16 protein-coding genes are annotated in these 18,032 nt (G+C 67.3%); 9 read left to right on the plus strand and 7 right to left on the minus strand.

Features of this window, described 5'->3' with window-relative positions; translation table 11 throughout:
- Window positions 1-157: 157 nt before the first annotated feature.
- From QH195_RS18120 to QH195_RS18130, 3 genes are read left to right on the plus strand one after another with little or no spacing between them, the layout of a single operon-like run.
- Window positions 158-481: a hypothetical protein gene (locus QH195_RS18120; RefSeq protein WP_280436273.1), complete on the plus strand. Its 324-nt coding sequence runs from the start codon at window positions 158-160 to the stop codon at window positions 479-481.
- Window positions 481-1,686: a hypothetical protein gene (locus QH195_RS18125; RefSeq protein WP_280436274.1), complete on the plus strand. Its 1,206-nt coding sequence runs from the start codon at window positions 481-483 to the stop codon at window positions 1,684-1,686. Before QH195_RS18120 ends, QH195_RS18125 begins: the two co-directional genes overlap by 1 nt.
- Window positions 1,683-2,639 (plus strand): hypothetical protein, encoded by a 957-nt coding sequence (locus QH195_RS18130; RefSeq protein WP_280436275.1) that lies wholly within the window; start codon window positions 1,683-1,685, stop codon window positions 2,637-2,639. Before QH195_RS18125 ends, QH195_RS18130 begins: the two co-directional genes overlap by 4 nt.
- Window positions 2,640-3,067: 428 nt before the next feature.
- On the opposite strand, the gene QH195_RS18135 is transcribed toward QH195_RS18130, so the two are convergent.
- From QH195_RS18135 to QH195_RS18155, 5 genes are read right to left on the minus strand one after another with little or no spacing between them, the layout of a single operon-like run.
- Entirely contained in the window at window positions 3,068-3,832 is a 765-nt protein-coding gene (locus QH195_RS18135) for an SDR family NAD(P)-dependent oxidoreductase (RefSeq protein WP_280425596.1), read from the minus strand.
- A gap of 46 nt (window positions 3,833-3,878) precedes the next feature.
- Window positions 3,879-5,576: an ABC transporter permease gene (locus tag QH195_RS18140; protein ID WP_280436276.1), complete on the minus strand. Its 1,698-nt coding sequence runs from the start codon at window positions 5,574-5,576 to the stop codon at window positions 3,879-3,881.
- A complete protein-coding gene (locus QH195_RS18145) occupies window positions 5,576-6,736 on the minus strand; it encodes an ABC transporter ATP-binding protein (protein ID WP_280436277.1) in 1,161 nt (386 codons plus the stop codon). Before QH195_RS18145 ends, QH195_RS18140 begins: the two co-directional genes overlap by 1 nt.
- A 1-nt stretch (window position 6,737) precedes the next feature.
- A complete protein-coding gene (locus QH195_RS18150) occupies window positions 6,738-7,520 on the minus strand; it encodes an SDR family NAD(P)-dependent oxidoreductase (protein ID WP_280425593.1) in 783 nt (260 codons plus the stop codon).
- Window positions 7,521-7,560: 40 nt separating this feature from the next.
- Window positions 7,561-8,598: an ABC transporter substrate-binding protein gene (locus tag QH195_RS18155; protein WP_280436278.1), complete on the minus strand. Its 1,038-nt coding sequence runs from the start codon at window positions 8,596-8,598 to the stop codon at window positions 7,561-7,563.
- Window positions 8,599-8,719: 121 nt separating this feature from the next.
- On the opposite strand from QH195_RS18155, the gene QH195_RS18160 reads away from it, so the two are divergent.
- From QH195_RS18160 to QH195_RS18185, 6 genes are all read left to right on the plus strand, one after another.
- Window positions 8,720-10,666 (plus strand): FAD-dependent oxidoreductase, encoded by a 1,947-nt coding sequence (locus QH195_RS18160; protein WP_280436279.1) that lies wholly within the window; start codon window positions 8,720-8,722, stop codon window positions 10,664-10,666.
- Between the two features lie 105 nt (window positions 10,667-10,771).
- Window positions 10,772-11,815: an extracellular solute-binding protein gene (locus QH195_RS18165; protein WP_280436280.1), complete on the plus strand. Its 1,044-nt coding sequence runs from the start codon at window positions 10,772-10,774 to the stop codon at window positions 11,813-11,815.
- The gene (locus tag QH195_RS18170) at window positions 11,812-12,639 is read left to right on the plus strand and encodes an SDR family NAD(P)-dependent oxidoreductase (protein ID WP_280436281.1); all 828 of its coding nucleotides are present in this window, start codon (window positions 11,812-11,814) and stop codon (window positions 12,637-12,639) included. Before QH195_RS18165 ends, QH195_RS18170 begins: the two co-directional genes overlap by 4 nt.
- Before the next feature lie 30 nt (window positions 12,640-12,669).
- Complete coding sequence (locus tag QH195_RS18175) at window positions 12,670-14,025, plus strand: FAD-dependent oxidoreductase (RefSeq protein WP_280436282.1); 1,356 nt, start codon at window positions 12,670-12,672, stop codon at window positions 14,023-14,025.
- Between the two features lie 174 nt (window positions 14,026-14,199).
- Window positions 14,200-14,649, plus strand: a complete 450-nt coding sequence (locus tag QH195_RS18180; RefSeq protein ID WP_280436283.1) for a nuclear transport factor 2 family protein — start codon at window positions 14,200-14,202, stop codon at window positions 14,647-14,649.
- Window positions 14,650-14,688: 39 nt separating this feature from the next.
- Entirely contained in the window at window positions 14,689-15,144 is a 456-nt protein-coding gene (locus QH195_RS18185) for an SRPBCC domain-containing protein (RefSeq protein WP_280436284.1), read from the plus strand.
- 85 nt (window positions 15,145-15,229) lie between these two features.
- On the opposite strand, the gene QH195_RS18190 is transcribed toward QH195_RS18185, so the two are convergent.
- Both QH195_RS18190 and QH195_RS18195 read right to left on the minus strand, forming a co-directional pair.
- Window positions 15,230-16,483 carry an arginine deiminase gene (locus QH195_RS18190; RefSeq protein ID WP_280436285.1) on the minus strand — a complete coding sequence of 418 codons (1,254 nt, stop codon included), beginning with the start codon at window positions 16,481-16,483 and terminating at the stop codon, window positions 15,230-15,232.
- A 50-nt stretch (window positions 16,484-16,533) separates the two neighbouring features.
- Window positions 16,534-17,973: a basic amino acid/polyamine antiporter gene (locus QH195_RS18195; RefSeq protein ID WP_280436286.1), complete on the minus strand. Its 1,440-nt coding sequence runs from the start codon at window positions 17,971-17,973 to the stop codon at window positions 16,534-16,536.
- Window positions 17,974-18,032: the final 59 nt, after the last annotated feature.

Here is an 18,032-nt window from a genome sequence, read left to right on the forward strand (position 1 = left end):
GAACGTAGTTGTTGGACCCATCGCTGAACGGGGCACCCCGGGAGGTTGGCCTGCGAGCCGCGGACCTGCGACGCCGCCTGACGGCTGTGGTTCGCAGCGCTGGCGATGCGGCCGTAATGTGTGAGCTGCACTTGCGTCGAGACCAGGGGTTGTGCTGATGCCTGAAGCTATTTCTCATGATTCGGAAGCTGCGGCGGGGTTCGCGGATGCCGCCGCGGCGGTGGCCGGCCTGCTCGATGCCGCGGCCGGGCACGCCGATACCGCCGCGGCGACACCGCTGAGTGGTTTGGGTGTGTTCGGCGCGGAATTCGCGGCGGCGTTCGCCGCGGCTGCGCAGACCCAGGCAGCGACGATCCGGACCGCCGGCGCTCTTTTCGGCGCATACGGGCAGACCGTGGTCGCGCAGGGGCAAGCGCTGACTGCCACCGATACCGAGAACGCGGCCGCGGTTGCGGTGGCCGGCGACACCGGGGAGCAGTGATGCGGCCGGCCACGAAAACCGGGGAAGCCACCGAACATCCGCTGTTGAAGGTGTTGCTGGCACCACTGCTGGATCTACGCGCCGCACTCGGTGACGGCAGCCCCCCGACCGAGGTGTTGGCGGCGTTGTCGGCGGCAGCCGACAACACTGCGGCAGCCGAAGCGCCGGGTCGTAGTGGTCGGTATCTGCTGGAATCCACGAATACTGCCCCGGCCGCGGTGCCGGTAGCCGCACGCACCGAGGGCGAGACCGTTGCGCTGGCCGATCACCACTCGGCGTTGGCGACGCTGCTGAACGACGCCTACGCCACCCGCGATACCGCTGCGAGCCGCCTCGACTCGGTGATCGAGGACTTCCGCGCGAAAGCAGGGCCGATGCTGGCCGCCGCGCAATCACAAAGCGACATCGACGCGGTACTCGACCTCGCCGCGCAGACCATCCGCGACGGTGTGACCGAGGTCGGCTACGCCCGCGACGAGATGGACGATCACACCCGCCGCACCCGGGCGCTGGACCGGGGCCCCGGCGCGGCGACGGTGACCGTGCCCGACGGTTTCGCCGCGGACCCCTCGGTGCGGGCCGCGCTCGGCGGCGGCACCGGGATCCCGGCAGGCTTGGATCCGCATCAGGTCGCGCAGCTCGCACTGCAGCAGGCCGCGCTGGCCGCCGGCATACAACTGGGTACGGTCGCGCTCGACGCCGGAGTCGAGGTCGGATCGAAAGTCATCGACGGAGTGGTGCAGGTAGCCACACACGGTATCGACACCGGAGCGAAGCTGGCCGAACAGGCCATATCGACCCTGGCAGCCGGCGCCGACGGGTCCGGTGACCAGGGCACCCCGCCGGGATCGCCCGGCGGTACCACCACCGCACCCGCGGGCACCGGCGACAAACCGGGTCCGGGGACCCTGCTGTTCGGTGGGCACGGCGGCGCACCCACCCAAAATCCACCGGCCACCAAGAAAGACGACGGCACCACAAACGGCGGTACAGCCCCACCCGTGATCGCTTTCCCTGAACCGCAACAAGAACCGGAACCGCCCACCCCGGAACCCGGTACGCCGTCCCAGACCGGACCGGGTGACCAGCCGGGGACGACGGGCGCACTGGTTCCGCCGGCGACCCGGCCAGGTGCCGGGCAGGACCAGGAGAACCCTCGACCCCGGCGACCAGGACAGGCCGGGGTGGTCCTGGAAACGTCATGACCGAACACGACGCCGGTGCTGCCGAAGTCGACGCCGGTGCCGAGGACCGCCCTGCAGACCCCCAGCCCGCAGGCAATCCGTTCGTGCTGGCCGGTCTGCCCGCCTACGCGAGCCTGGCCCCACCCGCAGCGCCCGAGGAAACCGGCCGCGATAAACGCCGCCGCAGCCGCTACTCCGGCGAATGGTCGCAATGGCTCGATTCCCCCCATCGCCGCGCGGCCCGCTCAGGGTCAGCAGAAACCGACGCAGACGACGAGATATCCGAGGACGAGCTGCCGGCCTATATCGACGACGAACCCGCACCACCCACACTGCGGGAGCAGCGCGGTGGCCTCGGCGTGCGACCACACCCGGACCCGGACGATCGAGATTCCATCAGCCGGCGATGGTGGTGGCGGACCGCTGTCTGGACCACAACCGTCGCCGCCTCCGTCGCCGCGATCGGTGCAGTAGTCGCCTTGAATTTCCGGGCAACCACGCGCGATTCACCTCCCGCCGCCGGCACTGCAGGTTCCGCACCGACGGCAGCGGCCCCGGCGAGCACCACGGCATTGCCGGCGAGCTGGGCACACGCCACCGCAGGGTGTACCCGCACCAGATCAGGCTCGATCACTATCGGAGCCGACCCCGGTGACCACAGCAGCCCGCAGCAAGCGATCCTCGGGTTCGAATGGAGCTACTACGTCGAACGCGACGCAGCCCTGGCCCGCACCTTCACCACACCCGATGCGAAGGTGCCCGACCGGGCGACGATCCAAGCCGGGATCGACTCCCAACCCGACGGTGTCCGGTACTGCGTGTACATCACCGCAGCAGACAAGAGCAACACGGTATGGGACGTCGAGCTGCAGGAGCAATGGCCCGACGACCCCGAACCGATCCGCTACGGACAAAAGATCACCACCACCACCCAACACGGGAAAACGCTGATCACAGGAATATCCAGGCGCTGACCCGGCCCACCCGACTCGGCTCGGCGCGACCTGCGACTTGCCACAGAGGCCGAGCGCGCCGGATGCCGTCTCGAAACCTTGGCTCGAGACGGTCCGTGGGATCAGCCCCTAGATCGAGTCAGCCCCGATCGCTGGGCCGCTGTATGCATGCGTACTCGATGCACGCCCCATCCTGGCTGTATGCGATTTTGATGCGCATCCCATGGGTTTCGGCGAAGTCTGTTGTACGCGGACCTCCTCGCCCGGCTCGACCGGTGTCGGGGTGTCGAGTAGTCCACCCCTCGTCCGGCGCCGCACCTTCCTCAGCAGGAGCCCGCGCGAATCGCGGTGGTGTCCGTACCGGCCGACCGGGCCGGCAATCGCCGGCTGTCCGGCGAACGGGGCTGTCTCCACCCTCATCCGGTGTAGACAGCCCCGTTTCCACGCCGTCAGGCGCAGGTCCAGCCGCCGTCCACATAGAGTTCGGTACCGGTGACGAATGTCGAGTCGTCCCCGGCCAGGAACGCCACCGCGGCGGCTACTTCTTCGGCGCGGCCGAGCCGGTCCATCGGAGTGTTCGCGAGCATCGCGCGATGCCGTTCCGTGCCTTCGTAGCGTTCGAGAAGCTGTTCGGTTTCGATGAAGCCCGGGTGGATCGAGTTGACCCGCACACCTTTCGCCGCCCAATGCAGGGCGGCATTCTTCGTCATCGTCCGCACCGCGCCCTTGGCGGCGGCGTAGGCGAGGCTGTTCCCCAATCCCCCGACGGTGCCGAGAATCGAGCAGAGGTTGACGATCGCACCACCACCGCTCTGCTCGATCAGGGCGCCGGCATGTTTCATACCCAGCCAGGTTCCGGTCTGGCTCACCTCGATCACCCGGTTGTAGCGGTCGAGGTCTTCGTCGACCACCGAAGCCAGGCTGCCGATCGCGCCGTTGTTGACCAGGGCGTCCAAGCGTCCGTACCGGTCGCGCACCGCGCTCACCGTGGCACCCCATTCCTCTTCCCGGGCGATATCGAGGGCGCGGACGAGGTGCCGGTCCGGGTGGTCCAGGGTGGCGACGAGTTCGGCGCAGGCCGCCTCGCCGAGGTCGGTCACCACGAGCACCGCGCCTTCCGCTGCGAACCGGCGCACGATCTCGACCCCGATACCGCCGGCCGAACCGGTCACCAGGACAACTTTGCCGGTCAACCGCGACGGACCCGTAGACATGGCAGGCCTTTCTGATTCGAGGGAAGAACTGCGGACGGGCCGCGGTTCACAGCTTGTTCAGCACGTTCCGGCCGCCGACGAGCATCGCGACACCGACACCTGCGGTGGTGACCGCGGTCATCAGCAGCGCCATCGCCGCAACCAGCGGATACGAGCCGTTCTGCCAGAGATCGAACAGCAAGGTGCCCATCACCTGGGTGGTCGAGGCGCGCACCAGCAGGGACGCGGCGAATTCATGGGTCAGCAGGATGAACATCAGCGCGACGGCGCTGAGAATCGTGGGCCGCATCAGCGGCAGCATGACCCGCAGATTCGTCACCAGCGGCGACGCACCGCTGGTGGCCGACGCCTCGCTGTAGGTGTTACCGAGCGAAAGCATGGCGGTCATCTGCATCCGGGTCGCGTACGGCAGCATCAGCACGATGTAGACCAGGATGATCACGGTCTTGGTCCCGTACAGGATGAGCGGCGGCTCGGTATAGGTGAGCAGGAAGCCGACGCCGAAGATGACCGCCGGAATGCCCAGGGGCAGCGCGGTGATCAGATCGGCCAGTAACGCCATGATCTTGAACTGCCGGCCGCGGACCAGCAAGGTGGCCATCAGATAGCCCAGCGGTACGCAGATCAGCACGGCGGCCAGCGAGGTCGACACACTGGTGAGCACAGAACTCACGATGGCGCTGTCGGCGGCCAGGGTACGGAAGTTGTCCAGGGTGAGCAGATCCCAGGACAGCGACCCGGACCAGTACGGGGTCAGGGCGACGATGACCAGCCCGAGCAGCGGGATGATCAGTGCGAACAGGGCGTAGACGACGATGGTCACCGTGGCCCACAGCGAACGGCCCGCCGCCGGCGCGAAGGACTTCCCGCCGTGGGTGACGAAACGGGATTGGTTGCCCAGCAGTCCTTTCTGGATCAGTACCAGCACCAGTCCGAAGATCACCAGCGGCGAACCGGCGGCGGCCGCCGCGGCGAAATCCGACGGCGATTCCGAGACCCGGCGATACATTTCGGTCGTCAGTACTTTCACGCCGTAGTTCTGGCCGAGCAGCAACGGACCCGTGAACTGGCCCAGCCCCAGCAGTAGTGCGATACCGCCGCCGTAGATCAGTGACGGCCGCAGCAGCGGTAGCACGACCCGGAAGAACACCCCGACGGTGGAGGATCCGCTGATCTGCGCGGCCTCGATATGTTCGGCGCCGATGTTCTGCATTCCGGCGCTGACGAACAGGTACACGAACGAGGTGAGCCCGAAACCGGTGAGGATGATGATCCACGGAACCGTGTACACATCGATCGGCCCGGAATCCGAACCACTCCACCAGGGCAGCTTCCGGAGCAGCACATTCAGGTAGCCCGGCCCGGGTGAGAGCAGGAACGCCCAGCCCACGACATTGGCGACCGCGGGCATCACGATCGGCAGGATCGGGATGATCCGCAGGAACCCGAAGCGTTGCGGTAGCCGGCTCGCCGCGAAAGCGAGCAGCGTACCGAGCACCATGGCGATCACCAGCGAACCCAGCGCGAGCGCGACGGTGGTCCGGATGGTTTCGGCGATATCGAAGCGGGTGTACTGCGCCCGGTAGCCGCGGGCGCCGTCTTCGAAGGCCAGCGACTGCAACTGCACCATCGGCAGCACCACGAGATAGGCCAGCACGGCCAGCAGGGCGAAGTACCCGAGCCGGGTCCGCCATTGCGCCGGCATCGCGAAAGAGCGGTTCACGGCGGTGGTTACGGTGGCCATCAGGCGTGCCCTCCCGCAGCGACGGCGACCGGCGCCGGGGCGGCGGTATCGTCCCCGTGCACCGCGAAAACACGCAGGCTCGCCGGGGAGAAACTCACGACCAGCGGCGCACCGGGCCGGCTGCCGCGCAGCGCCGCACTGTGCTGCGCGGCCGGTGCCCGCAGGATCAGTTGTTCACCGCCGGTTTCGACGGTGACATCGAAGTACCGGCCACCGTATTCGTAGGTCACCAGTTCGGCGTGCACGGCCACATTGCCCAGCGGCACCTCGTCGGCCGTGGCGTGCAGCAGCACATCGTCGGGGCGCAACCGGGCGATCGCGGCGGTGTGCCGGTCGGCGGAATCGCGTACCACGGCGTGGGTGAGGTCGATCGGGTCGCCGGCGGAGGTCTCCCAGCCGTCGTGTCCGCGCCGCAGCGACAGGCGGTTGCTCATCCCGATGAAGGCGGCGACATAGTCCGATACCGGGTTCTCGAAGACCTCTTCGGGGGCGTCGTACTGTTCGATCTTGCCCGCCTTCATGATGGCCAGCCGGTCGCCCAGCGCGAAGGCCTCGGACTGGTCGTGGGTGACGAATACGGCCGTGAATCCGAGTTTCTGGTGCAACTGGTGGATCTGGGTGCGCACCTGATCACGCAACCTGGCATCGAGATTGCTCAACGGTTCGTCGAACAGCACCAGATCGGGACGTGCCACCAGACCGCGGGCGACCGCGACCCGCTGTTGCTGCCCACCGCTGAGCTGTGCGGGATACCGGTCGAGCAACTGTCCGCAATCGACCATTTCGGCGGCGGCTTCCACCGCGCCCTCGGCAACGGCCTCTTTCATCTTCCGCACCTTCAGCGGGTAGCGGATATTGTTGCGGACGGTCATATGCGGCCACAGCGCGTACGACTGGAACACCATCCCGATATTGCGTTTGTGAGCAGGCACGTTCAGGCGGGCGTCGGCGTCGAAAACGGGCCGGTCCTTGAACGCGATCGCACCGCCCTGGGGTGTTTCCAGCCCGGCCAGACAGCGCAATGTCGTCGTCTTCCCGCACCCGCTCGGCCCGAGCAGAACCAGGAATTCCCCCTCCTCGATGGTGAGGTCGAGCCGGTCGACCACAACGTTGCTGCCATAGGTCTTGGTCAGGCCGGAAACGGTGAATTGCGACGTCATCTCATGCCTTCTGGGTCGAAAGTTTCGGAGTGCGTACGCCGGCGGCGATTCCGCCGTCGACGAGGAGATCGGTTCCGGTGACATAGCTGCTCTCGGCACCCGCCAGGAATGCGATCACCGACGCCACTTCGGCGGGGGCGCCCCGGCGCTGCATCGGAATGCTGCGGACATACGCCGCTACATCGTCGGCGGCGAAACCCGGTGCCGCGGTGATCTCGGTGGTGATACTGCCGGGGCATACCGAATTCACCCGGACACCCTGTTCGGCCAGTTCCAGCGCGGCGACCTTGGTCAGCGCCCGCACGCCGGATTTCGCGGCACCGTAGGCGCCGAGTTCGGCGGTGGCGAGCACACCGCGCAGCGACGAGATGTTCACGACCGACCCGCCATCGGTCATCGCCGCTGCCGCGGTCCGCAATCCGAGGAACGTCCCGACCAGATGCTGGTCGACCATCCGGCGGAAGTCGTCGAGCGTGGTCTGCGCCAGCGTCGCTTTCATTGCGGTTCCAGCACTGTTGACCAGTACGTTCATCCGATGACCGGACTGCTCCATCGCGGTGGCCACGGCATGCCAGCCGGCTTCGTCGGTGACATCGAGAGAGTGGTAGTGGGCGCGCGGGCCCAGCGCCAGCGCCCGTTTCCGGCCGGCGATATCGTCGATATCGGTGAGGTAGACCGTCGCGCCCTTCGCGACGAACAGTTCGGCGGTCGCCCCGCCAATCCCCCCGGATGCCCCGGTCACCAGTACGTGGGTGCCGTGCCAGGGCTCGGCCGTCTCGTCCATACCTGTCCTTCGTCGATGTATAGGGAACGGTGGAGCCGGATCAGCTCTGGAAACGCCTGGCCCATTCCTGGGAGTACTGCGCGACCTTGTCCGGTGTCAGATCGCGGGTGTCCGGTGCGGCAATATCCTGCGCCTGGACCACCGCGCCGGGGATATCGGGCAGCGCCGCTGCGTAGCCGTCGTTGAGCGCCGTCTGCCCTTCACGGGTCGCCATGAAATCGACCAGTAGCTGAGCCGCGTTCGGATGCGGCGCCACACTCACCACGTGGCTGTACCAGGGTGTTCCCCATGGTTGTGGCGGGAGAGCCCAGTCGACCGGGGCGCCCGCGGCAACTTCGGTAACCAGCGGTTGTACCGAGGGGGTCACCGCGATCTCGCCCGAGGTGAGTGCCTGCGCGATACCGAGTGCGCTCGGATATATGCGGGGTTTCAGCTCGGCCATCCGGTCCCAGTAGTCGGCGCCGTAAGTCGCGGCGTAGTAGCGGTAGAGATCGACATACGAGGCGATACCGGTCGGGTTGACGATGCCGATCTTGCCGGTGTACTTGGGGTCGAGGATGTCGCGCGGTGAACTCAGGCCGCCGGGCACTGCCTCGGTGTTCCAGCCCAGAGCGAAGACGGCCGCGCTGCTGAGTGCGAACCGGTTTTCCAGCACGCTGGTCTCCGGCCGGTATTCCGGTGCCCGCACATTGGGGCCGGCGAGCTCGGTCGAATAGTTCCCCGATTGAGCCGCATTGCCGATCCAGGTGGCATCGGTGAGCATATGGACGTCCGCGGTACCGCGACCGGTACGGTTCTCGGTCTCCACGCGCGGATTGATATCGGCGTCGGTGCCCCGGACGAATTCCAGATCGATGCGGGGATACGACGATTCGAACGCCTTTTCCAGCCGCTCGAGATTGGCCGGTTTCTGGCTCGAGTAGAGCAGAACGCTGCCTTCGTTTTCGGCGGCGGCGACCACGTCGTCCCATGTGCCCGATACCGGCGCCGTCGTTCCGGGGCTCGCCCCACAGGCGGCGAGGACCGAAGTGACAGCGAGGGCCGCGGCGGCCGCCGTGGCCTGGAACAGCAACTTCATAGTGCGAATACCCACATCCCGCAGAACTGAACTGATGTCAGTTTGAAACTATGCCATACCCATTGTGGTGTCAATCACCTTGTGGCAATAATATGAAGTGAATCCAGTTCAAGGAGGAACTTTGGTCTCCCCGCTCCTGTCGTCACCACTACGGATAGGCGGCCTCGAGCTGCGTAATCGCCTGGTCGCGACCGCACACGGCTCCGGTGTGGTCAGCAAAGGCACCGCCCAGCCCGGCGACGACGACTACTGGCGACGCTGCGCCGCCGGGGGCGCAGCCATGGTGATCGCGGGCGGGACGGTGGTCGGATCGGACTCCGGCAACCGGACAGGAAACATCACCGATGCCTCCCTGCCCGATGCGGTTCCCGGACTGCGCCGGCGCGCCCGGGCGATCAGCGAGGGCGGCGCCGTACCGGTCTGCCAGCTCGTGCATCTCGGGCGCGAGACCCTGGGCGCCGAGATCTGGGAACATCCGATCGCACCGTCGGCCGTCCGGTCCCCGCGCGAACCGGTCCGCGCGCGGGTGATGTCGGACCCCGATATCGACCGGGTGATCGCCGATTTCGTACTCAGTTCCCGCCACGCCGCCGAAGCGGGTTTCGCCGCCGTGGAACTACACGCCGCCCACGGATACCTGCTGGCGCAGTTCCTGTCCCCCGTCACGAACACCCGAGCCGATGCCGCAACCCCCGCCGGGCGGGTGGCGATCCTGCACCGGCTGCACACCGCAATCACCGCGGCCTGCCCCGGACTGGTTGTCGGAGTGCGGGTTTCGCTCGACGGAGCGGAGGAAGCCGGACTGGACGCCGAAGGTTTGTGCGAACTGCTGCCACTGCTGGACATGTTCGACTACCTCAACGTCACGGCCGGTGTGCGCACCACCTACGTCCGCGATATGGCGACTGCCGGTCCTCCATTGCTCCCCCTGCTCGGCCGGCTGCGCGCAGCGACCACCCGCCCGTTGCTGGTTTCCCAGGCGTTCCGGTCGCGGCCGGATATCGAGGGCGCCCTCGCCGCCGGTGCCGATCTGATCGGGATGGCACGGCCCTTCATCGCCGACCCGGATATCGCGGCGAAACTGCTCCGCGGCGCCGATTCCCGGATCCGGCCGTGCGTGTCCTGCAACGAGGACTGCCGTTCGTTCACCCCGGTGCTGCTGTGCTCGGTGAATCCGGCTTTGGCGCCGCCCGGCCACTCGGCCCGTCCGGCGCGGCCTTTGCGCTTCGGCCGGTCCCGCTACCGAACGGGGCGGGTTGCCGTCGTCGGCGCCGGACCAGCGGGCCTGGAAGCCGCCTTCCGGCTGGCACCGTCGCACGACGTCACCCTCTTCGACGCGAGTTCCTGGATCGGTGGCCAGCTGCGCACCGCCGCGCAGGCACCGAACCGTTCGGGCTGGCCGGCGCTGCTCCGCTTCTACCAGGACAACCTGGACGGCGTCCGGACAGAACTCGGACACCGGGTATCACCGGCGGATCTCACCGATTTCGCCGAGGTCGTCGTGGCGACCGGGGCCACCGAATCCGAAACCCCCGGCGCCCTGACCGCCACCTCGGTCCTGACCGATCCGCGGCAGATCTGGCCCGGCCATCGCGTGGTGGTGGTCGACGACGGGTTCGGCTACTGGCCCGCACTCGGCGCCGTGGAAGCGGCGCTCACCGGAGGCGCCGGCCTGGTCACCGTGCTCACCCCGGCCCCGGCGATCGCGGCGGGGATCCCGGCGGAGAGCCGGGTGCAGTTGCTGCGCCGGCTGGCCGGCCGCCCGGTGGATTTCGTCGTCCAGGCCGCGCCGGTCGAGATACGCGGCGACGGACCTGACACCGGCGTGAGCTACCGAAACGTGTTGTCCGGGCAGTCGCGTGAGCTGGCCTGCGACCGCGTGGTGGTCGCCGGTGAGCGGGTTGCCACCGAGTGGCGGTCATTTCCGGAGCGGCTGCCGCGGGCGAGGGTGCAGATCATCGGCGACGCCCTCGTCCCCCGGCGGGTATCGCACGCCGTCGCCGAGGGATACGCGGCCGCCGAAACGATTATCGGCAGCGCGCGGCCGATGCCCGCGGCGGTGGAGTGAGGGGACGCCACAAAACCGCGCCGGTACCGGCGTGACAGGCGAGCAGCCCGGGCCGCGGAGGTATCGGGCCCGGCCCCGCACGCCATGGAAAAGAATGAGGTACACATGCGGAAAACCCTTCGAACGAAGGCTCTCGGAACGGCAGCGGTGCTGGGTGCGCTCACCCTGACGCTGGCCGGATGCGGTGGTTCCACCGCGGTCTCCCGGCCGGTTTCGGGGTCTTGGGACGGGGTGGTGGCGGCGGCGAACAAAGAAGGTGCCGTCACGATCTATTCCACTCAGGCGCAACCGGTGCTCGCGGATCTGGAGAATGCCTTCGAAACGGCCTATCCACGAATCGACCTGAACGTGGTCCGGGGCGTGGATGCCGATCTGCTGTCCCGGATCGACGCCGAGGCCCGGACGGGCAAGGGCGCCGGCGATATCGCGGTGATCACCGATGTCGCCTGGATGCAGACGGCCGCGGACACCGACCGGGCAGTGGAGGTGATCGGCCCCGCGTTCGACGCGCCCGAATACCGGCGCGCCGACAGCATCGTCGGCGGGAGGTTCTTTCTCGAGGGCGCGGTGATCCTCGGTTTCGGCTGGAACACCGGCACATACCCCCAGGGCATCCGGACGGCCGCGGATCTGCTCGACCCCGCACTGAAAGGCAGGATCGGCATCGTCACACCGGCCACCTCGCCGACCTATATCGACTACTACGACCATATCGAGGAGCATTACGGCGGCCGCGGATTCCTCGAAAAGCTCGCGCAGAACGAACCGCGCATCTACCCGAGCTCACAACCACTCGGGCAGGCACTCGCCTCCGGGGAGATCGTGGCCGCGCTGATGTGCAACCCGATGCTGCCGGAACGCTCCGCGGGTGCACCTGTCGACTGGACCGCGGGACCGCACGTATGGGGCGCGCGCTGGTACGGGCTGGCGCTCGGCTCCGCACCCCACCCCAATGCAGCGCAGGTGCTCGCCGATTTCATGGTGAGCCGCCCCGGCCAACGGGCGACCTCGCCGGGTTACGGGTCGGTCCTGCCCGGTATCGAAGGCGCGCTGGCGGTGGCGCAGGACGTTCCCGGCCAGAACCTCGCGGTGACCATCGGCGAAGGCGCCGAGAAGTACCGCAACGACTGGGAGGACATCTTCCAGTGAGCACCGAGACACCCACACCACAGGAGGAAACAGTCGCGCCGGCACAGCAGTTCACCGGGAAGGTGGCGCTGGTGACCGGCGCCGGGTCGGGCATCGGGGCCGCCACCGCGCGACTGCTCGCGCAGCGCGGTGCTACGGCGGTCCACATCTGCGATATCGATCGGCAGGCCGCTGCTCAGGTGGCGGCGGACATCACGGGCGGCACCGCGGTGGAACTGGATGTGGCCGATTCGGCGCAGGTCGACCGGGCCTTCGCCACTGTGCTCGCCGAACACGGTCGCGTCGATATCGTCGTCCACGCGGCCGGTGTCGACGATCCGCGCAGTAAACAGCGCATCTACGAAGCCGCCGCCGAACACCGCCCACCGGACGTGCTCGCCCATCTGGAGGACACCGACTGGCGGCGCATTCTCTCGATCAACCTGGACGGCACCTTCCATGTCCTGCGCGCCGCGGTACGCGCGATGAAAGGAACCGGCGGCGGTGCGATCGTCACTGTGGGGTCGTCCGCGGCATTCGACACCCTGGCCGGCTATCCGCACTACGCCGCGTCCAAAGCCGGTGTGCACGCACTCAGCCAGTCGGTGGCGAAAGAAGTAGCTCAATTCGGGATCCGGGTGAACACCGTCGCACCGGGGCCGGTCGATACGGGGATGGCCCGGCGTACTCCGCCGCATCTGCGGGCGGCCATGGCCGAAGGCACCACCCGCGGTTACGCCACCGCCGAGGAGCTGGCCGACAACATCCTGTACCTCGCCGCACCGGCCGCCGCCAATGTCGTGGGCGCCGTGCTGTTGAGCAACGGTGGCCGGTTCACGGTCTGAACCGCCGGATCGAGCAACAAAGGAGCAAGAATGCAGAGGATAGAAACCGACGTCCTGGTGATCGGCGCGGGTATGGCCGGCCTCACCGCGGCGGTTCGCTCGCTCGACCGCGGCGCTTCGGTCGTGGTGGTCGAGAAGGCCGATACCGTCGGAGGGTCGGCGCGCTTCGCCGGCTACGCCTGGACCGCACCCGATCGGGCGGTGATGGACGAGGTGAATCCGAACGGCGACCCGGCGCTGCGCAACGCCCTCGTCGACGGTTTCGCCGACGGTATCGCATGGATCCGGGCGCTCGGCGTGCACTGCGCCGATGCGGTGCCGATCCTGCGCTACGGCCGCGGCCACCAATTCGACACCAACCAGTACATCGACGAATGCCGGCGCCGGGTGAGCGTCGGCGGACAGCTGTTCACCGGCACCGACACTCTGGCCCTGCGCACCGCCGACGGTGCGGTGACCGGTGCCCGAGTGCGCTTACCCGACGGCACCGAAATCGAGGTATCCAGTACTGCGGTAGTCCTGGCCACCGGCGGTTTCCAGGCCGACAGTGCGCTCGTCGCCGAGCACATCCATCCCCGCGCCACCGAGATGCAGGTGCGCTCCAACCCGGTGAGCGCGGGGGCCGGGCTGCGCCTGGCCGAAAGCGTGGGCGCCGCGACCGGGACCTCGCGCTCCGGCTTCTACGGGCATCTGGTGCCGACGCAGGTTTCGTTCCGTGACCCTGCCGACTTCGTGGCCCTGTCGCTGTACTACAGCGAGCACGCGCTGCTGTTCAACCTCGACAACCGCCGATTCACCGATGAAACCCAGGGTGATCACCTCACCGCCATGTATCTGCTCGACCAGCCGGAATCCCGCGGATTGCTGGTAGCCGACGAACGGGTGTACCGGGAATGGGTTCTCGGCAGCTATGTCGAGGGAGCGGTCGCGGTGGACAAGTTCGAGCTCACCCAGCGCCGCGGGGGCCGCTGCGGTGTCGCGGAAACCCTCGAGGACTTCGCCTATCTGCCGCCGGAGTGGGGTTACGACGGGGCGGCCGTCGCCGAGCAGATCCGGCAGGTCGATGCCGCCGGTGCCGCGGTCCGGCCCACCAGGACGCACGATTCCCAGCTGCTGGACACCGGCCCGTACTACCTCATCGAAACCTGCCCGGCGCTGACCTTCCCGTTCCACGGCATCCGCATCGACGCCACCGCACGGGTCCTGTCCGCGGCCGGCGGCACGATTCCCGGGCTTTTCGCAGCGGGGTCCGATACCGGCGGTCTCTACGACCATGCCTATGCCGGCGGGATCGCCCCCGCACTCGTCTTCGGCTTGGCCGCCGCCGATGCCGCGACCGAGCCCCGGACGGTCGCTTCGAGCACGCCGACAGCGAACCTGCGGTAGGCGCTCGCTGCGCTGGGCCGCCGGTGCGGGGCGGTCCAGCGCAAGCAGTTGGTGTCACCTGCGGCGGCGACCGTGTGCCGCCGCGGCCCTCCGGGGCAAGCCCCACCCGCCGACCGCCGCGCGGAAACCGGCTCGGTGGTCCGTACCCGGCCGTCGCAGCACTATCCTGCTCGGATGACGGAATCTCCCCGGTCACCCGGCCGCACCGGTGATATCGATATCGCGGCCGAAATCGAGCGGGTCCACGATCTGCTGGCGGCCTGGCTGGGTTCGGCCGCGTCGCCACGGGTGCTGGACGCCTTCGCCGCCGCCCACGACGAGGATTTCTCGATGGTGACGACCGCGGGCACGGTGATCCGCAAACGTGAACTGCTGTCCGGGTTGCACCGCGCGCGCAACGGCCGGCCCGGTCTGGTGATCGAAATATCCGAAGTCGAAACTTTATGTGCCACCGGGGATACCGCCGTGGTCCGCTTCGTCGAGTGCCAGCGCGGCAATGGCGAGCCGGAGTACCGGCGTACGACCGCGGTTCTCCGAGTGAATCCGGGGCGTTCCTTTCACTGGCTGGCCCTGCAGGAGACAGCGGTAGCCGAGACGGACGGGATCACTGGTAATAACGAGTAGGAACACCCATCGGAAACCCTCGAGTCCTGGAGCAACTGAATGAGTGATTCCCTCGCCCTGGAAACAACCCGGGTCATCGGCGCACCGATAGCGCGGGTATGGGACGCGTGGCACGATCCCCGGAAGATGGCGAAATGGTGGGGTCCAAGCGATTTTCACAGCACTGTGAATGAATTGGATGTGCGCGCCGGTGGACGATTCGATGTGGTCATGCACGGGCCCGATGGAACCGACTACCCGAATATCTATCTCTTCGATCGCGTCGTGCCGCCCACACAACTCGTGTACACCAATATCGGTTCGAAACAATTCGGTCTGGCCGCTTTTCAATCCATCGTCGACCTCGAGGCACTCGGCGACCGGACACGAGTCACCCTGCGGTCGTTCTTTTCCTCCGCGGAAGACAAACGCAAGCATGTCGAGGACTTCCATGCGATCGAAGGCGCCCGGCAGCTTCTGCAGCGCCTGGAAGAACAAGCCGTAGCCACAGACTGACCGCCTCTCGCGGACTCACGAAGGATACGTCCGCCGACGCAGGCCGCCCCGGACCGGCGTGGTCCAGGGCGCGTGCACGTGGGCCTCAGTCGATGGGGTCGCGGGCGATCGGGCAGGTCATACAGTGACCACCTCCGCGGCCGCGGCCGAGTTCGGCGCCCACGATCGTGATGACCTCGACCCCCGCGCGGCGTAGTGCGGCATTGGTCTGGGTGTTGCGGTCGTAGGTGAACACCACCCCGGGGGCGAGCGCGACCGCGTTGTTACCCGAATCCCACTGTTGACGTTCGGAGGCGTAGATATCGCCGGCGGTTTCGACGACCCGCAGCGCCGGGAACCCGAGCGCCCGGGCGACCACATCCACGAACGGCGTCCCTTGTTCGTCGGTGACTTCCACGCCCGGCGCCTTGTCGGCCGGCCGGAGAGTGAACGGGTGGATACCGTCGACGATTCCGGGATGGACGGTGACGAGGTCGCGGTCGGCGAAGGTGAACACCGTATCCAGGTGCATCGCGGCCCGCAGCTTGGGCATACCGGCCACGACTACGGTGTCGGCGGCCTGGGCCTCGAACAATGCCTTCGCGAACTGAGTGATCGCCTGACGGGAGGTCCGTTCGCTCATTCCCACCAGCACCGCGCCGTTACCGACGGGCATCACATCGCCACCTTCGAGAGTGGCTTGCCCCCAGTCGTTTTCGGGATCACCCCACCACACGGTGGAATCGGAGTAGCCGGGATGGAACCGGTAGATCGCTTTCATCAACAGCGTTTCGTCGTGGCGGGCCGGCCAGTACAGCGGATTGAGGGTCAGGCCACCGTAGACCCAGCAGGTGGTGTCCCGGGTGTAGAGGGTATTGGGCAGGGGCGGCATCAGATATTCGGGGGTGCCGAGCGATTCGCGGACCAGCGCGAGGTAGGGGCTGCGATAGTCGGCAGGCAGGTCCCTGGTCGACAGACCGCCGATGAGGAATCGGGACAACTCGCGCGGTGTCAGGGAATCGAGATAGTCCCGAGTGGCGTCGAGCAGCCCCAGCCCGACCCGGTTCGCGATGATCTTGCGGTCCAGCAGCCAGGTGCGGGCCTCGGGAACGGCCATGGTTTCGGCCAGCAGATCGTGTAGTTCGACCACCTCTACCCCACGGTTGGTCAGTTTGTTGACGAAATCGAGGTGATCGCGCTGGGCGGCCTCGATCCACATCACATCGTCGAACAGCAGTTCGTCGGAATTGGTGGGGGTCAGCCGTTCGTGTGCCAGACCGGGTGAGCAGACGAGCACTTTGCGTAACTGCCCGACCTCCGAATGGACGCCGTGCCGGATGCGGGGAGCGTTCACGGTCATTGCGCTACCTTCCGTCTCTGAACCGGGGTTCCGGGGCGAGTGGGACGCGGTCACAAGGTCACCCAGCCCGCCGCGAGGGCGACGATGCCGATCGCCGCTCCCACGGTCACCAGCCCGAACAGCGCGGCCTCGGGGGGCGCAAAGACCCGGCGGCCCTGTTCGCGGCGGGCGAGGACGAACAGTACGGTCGCGGGCGCGTAGAAGATCAGCGAGACGAGCACGAACTTCGGGCCCGCCGCGTACAACAGGAATGCGGTGTAGAGAGTGGCCAGGATCGCGATCGTGAGATCACCGCGCCAGGTCGCGGGCCGGGCATCGGCATAGGTTTCGCGGGTCAGGCAGAGTTTCACCGCGTAGAGCGCGGCGAGCAGGAACGGGATCAGCGTGAGGGAGGCGGTCAGATCGAGTGCGAAATCGAAGGCGTCCTGCGAGAACATGGTGATGATCAGGACCAGCTGCGACAGCGAGGTACTCAGCAGCAACGCGTTGATCGGGACATCGCTGTCGGTGGAGCGCGCCAGGAACGCCGGCATATCGGCATCCCCGGCCGCCACGAACAGCACTTCCGCGGCCATCAGCGCCCAGGCCAGATAGGCGCCGAGCACCGACACGATCAACCCCGCGCTGACGAATGCGGTACCCCAGGAACCGACCGCCGTGTCCAGCACCCCCGCCATCGACGGCTGGCGCAGTTCGGCGATCTGCGCGCTGGGCATGATGCCGTAGGACACCACGGTCACCGAGGCGAAGATCGCGAGCACACCGAGAAATCCGAGGATCGTGGCCCGTCCGACGTCCTCGCGGCGCCGGGCGTGCCGGGAGTACACGCTCGCACCCTCGACCCCGAGGAATACGAATACCGTCACCAGCATGGTGTCGCTCACCTGCTCGAACAGTGAACCCGCGTAGTCCGCGCCGCGGAAATTGTCCGCGAAAACCGCCGGATCCAGCAGGAAAACGGCGAGCAGTACGAACACCAGGATCGGGACGAGTTTGGCGACGGTGACGATCCGGTTTATGGCGGCGGCCTCTTTCGTGCCACGCCGGATCAGGAAGAAGAAACCCCATAGACCGAACGAGGAAAGGATGACCGCGATCAGCGTGTCCCCTTTGCCGAGCGCTGGAATCCATTCGCCCAGCGTGCTCATGATCAGCACCCAGTAGGTGACGTTTCCGACGCAGGCGCTGGCCCAGTAGCCGGCGGCCGAGAAGAATCCGGTGAATTCGCCGAACCCGGCCTTGGCATAGGCGTAGACACCGGCATCCAGGCCGGGCTTGCGGACGGCGAGCCGCTGGAACACCAGCGCCAGCATGAGCATGCCGGTACCGGCGATCGTCCAGGCGATGAGTGCACCACCGACACCGGTTTCCTGCGCGAACCGCCGCGGCAACGAGAACACGCCGGCGCCCACCATCGACCCGACGACCATCGCCGTGAGAGTGAGAACCGTAACCTTCGCCGCTCGTACCGGCGCTTGTTGCTGGGCCATCCACACGACCTCTCCGCTTACCCGTTACCGAGTGACACCGCAGATCATTCGCCGACGCT

Source organism: Nocardia carnea (genome assembly GCF_029868855.1).
Taxonomy (GTDB): domain Bacteria; phylum Actinomycetota; class Actinomycetes; order Mycobacteriales; family Mycobacteriaceae; genus Nocardia; species Nocardia carnea_A.

What these genes read in the sequence shown, in the direction of transcription:
- QH195_RS18120 (WP_280436273.1), top strand. Translation starts at nt 158, where the DNA reads ATGCCTGAAGCTATTTCTCATGATTCGGAAGCTGCGGCGGGGTTCGCG.
- QH195_RS18125 (WP_280436274.1), top strand. Translation starts at nt 481, where the DNA reads ATGCGGCCGGCCACGAAAACCGGGGAAGCCACCGAACATCCGCTGTTG.
- QH195_RS18130 (WP_280436275.1), top strand. Translation starts at nt 1,683, where the DNA reads ATGACCGAACACGACGCCGGTGCTGCCGAAGTCGACGCCGGTGCCGAG.
- QH195_RS18135 (WP_280425596.1), bottom strand. Translation starts at nt 3,832, where the DNA reads ATGTCTACGGGTCCGTCGCGGTTGACCGGCAAAGTTGTCCTGGTGACC.
- QH195_RS18140 (WP_280436276.1), bottom strand. Translation starts at nt 5,576, where the DNA reads ATGGCCACCGTAACCACCGCCGTGAACCGCTCTTTCGCGATGCCGGCG.
- QH195_RS18145 (WP_280436277.1), bottom strand. Translation starts at nt 6,736, where the DNA reads ATGACGTCGCAATTCACCGTTTCCGGCCTGACCAAGACCTATGGCAGC.
- QH195_RS18150 (WP_280425593.1), bottom strand. Translation starts at nt 7,520, where the DNA reads ATGGACGAGACGGCCGAGCCCTGGCACGGCACCCACGTACTGGTGACC.
- QH195_RS18155 (WP_280436278.1), bottom strand. Translation starts at nt 8,598, where the DNA reads ATGAAGTTGCTGTTCCAGGCCACGGCGGCCGCCGCGGCCCTCGCTGTC.
- QH195_RS18165 (WP_280436280.1), top strand. Translation starts at nt 10,772, where the DNA reads ATGCGGAAAACCCTTCGAACGAAGGCTCTCGGAACGGCAGCGGTGCTG.
- QH195_RS18175 (WP_280436282.1), top strand. Translation starts at nt 12,670, where the DNA reads ATGCAGAGGATAGAAACCGACGTCCTGGTGATCGGCGCGGGTATGGCC.
- QH195_RS18180 (WP_280436283.1), top strand. Translation starts at nt 14,200, where the DNA reads ATGACGGAATCTCCCCGGTCACCCGGCCGCACCGGTGATATCGATATC.
- QH195_RS18185 (WP_280436284.1), top strand. Translation starts at nt 14,689, where the DNA reads ATGAGTGATTCCCTCGCCCTGGAAACAACCCGGGTCATCGGCGCACCG.
- QH195_RS18190 (WP_280436285.1), bottom strand. Translation starts at nt 16,483, where the DNA reads ATGACCGTGAACGCTCCCCGCATCCGGCACGGCGTCCATTCGGAGGTC.
- QH195_RS18195 (WP_280436286.1), bottom strand. Translation starts at nt 17,973, where the DNA reads ATGGCCCAGCAACAAGCGCCGGTACGAGCGGCGAAGGTTACGGTTCTC.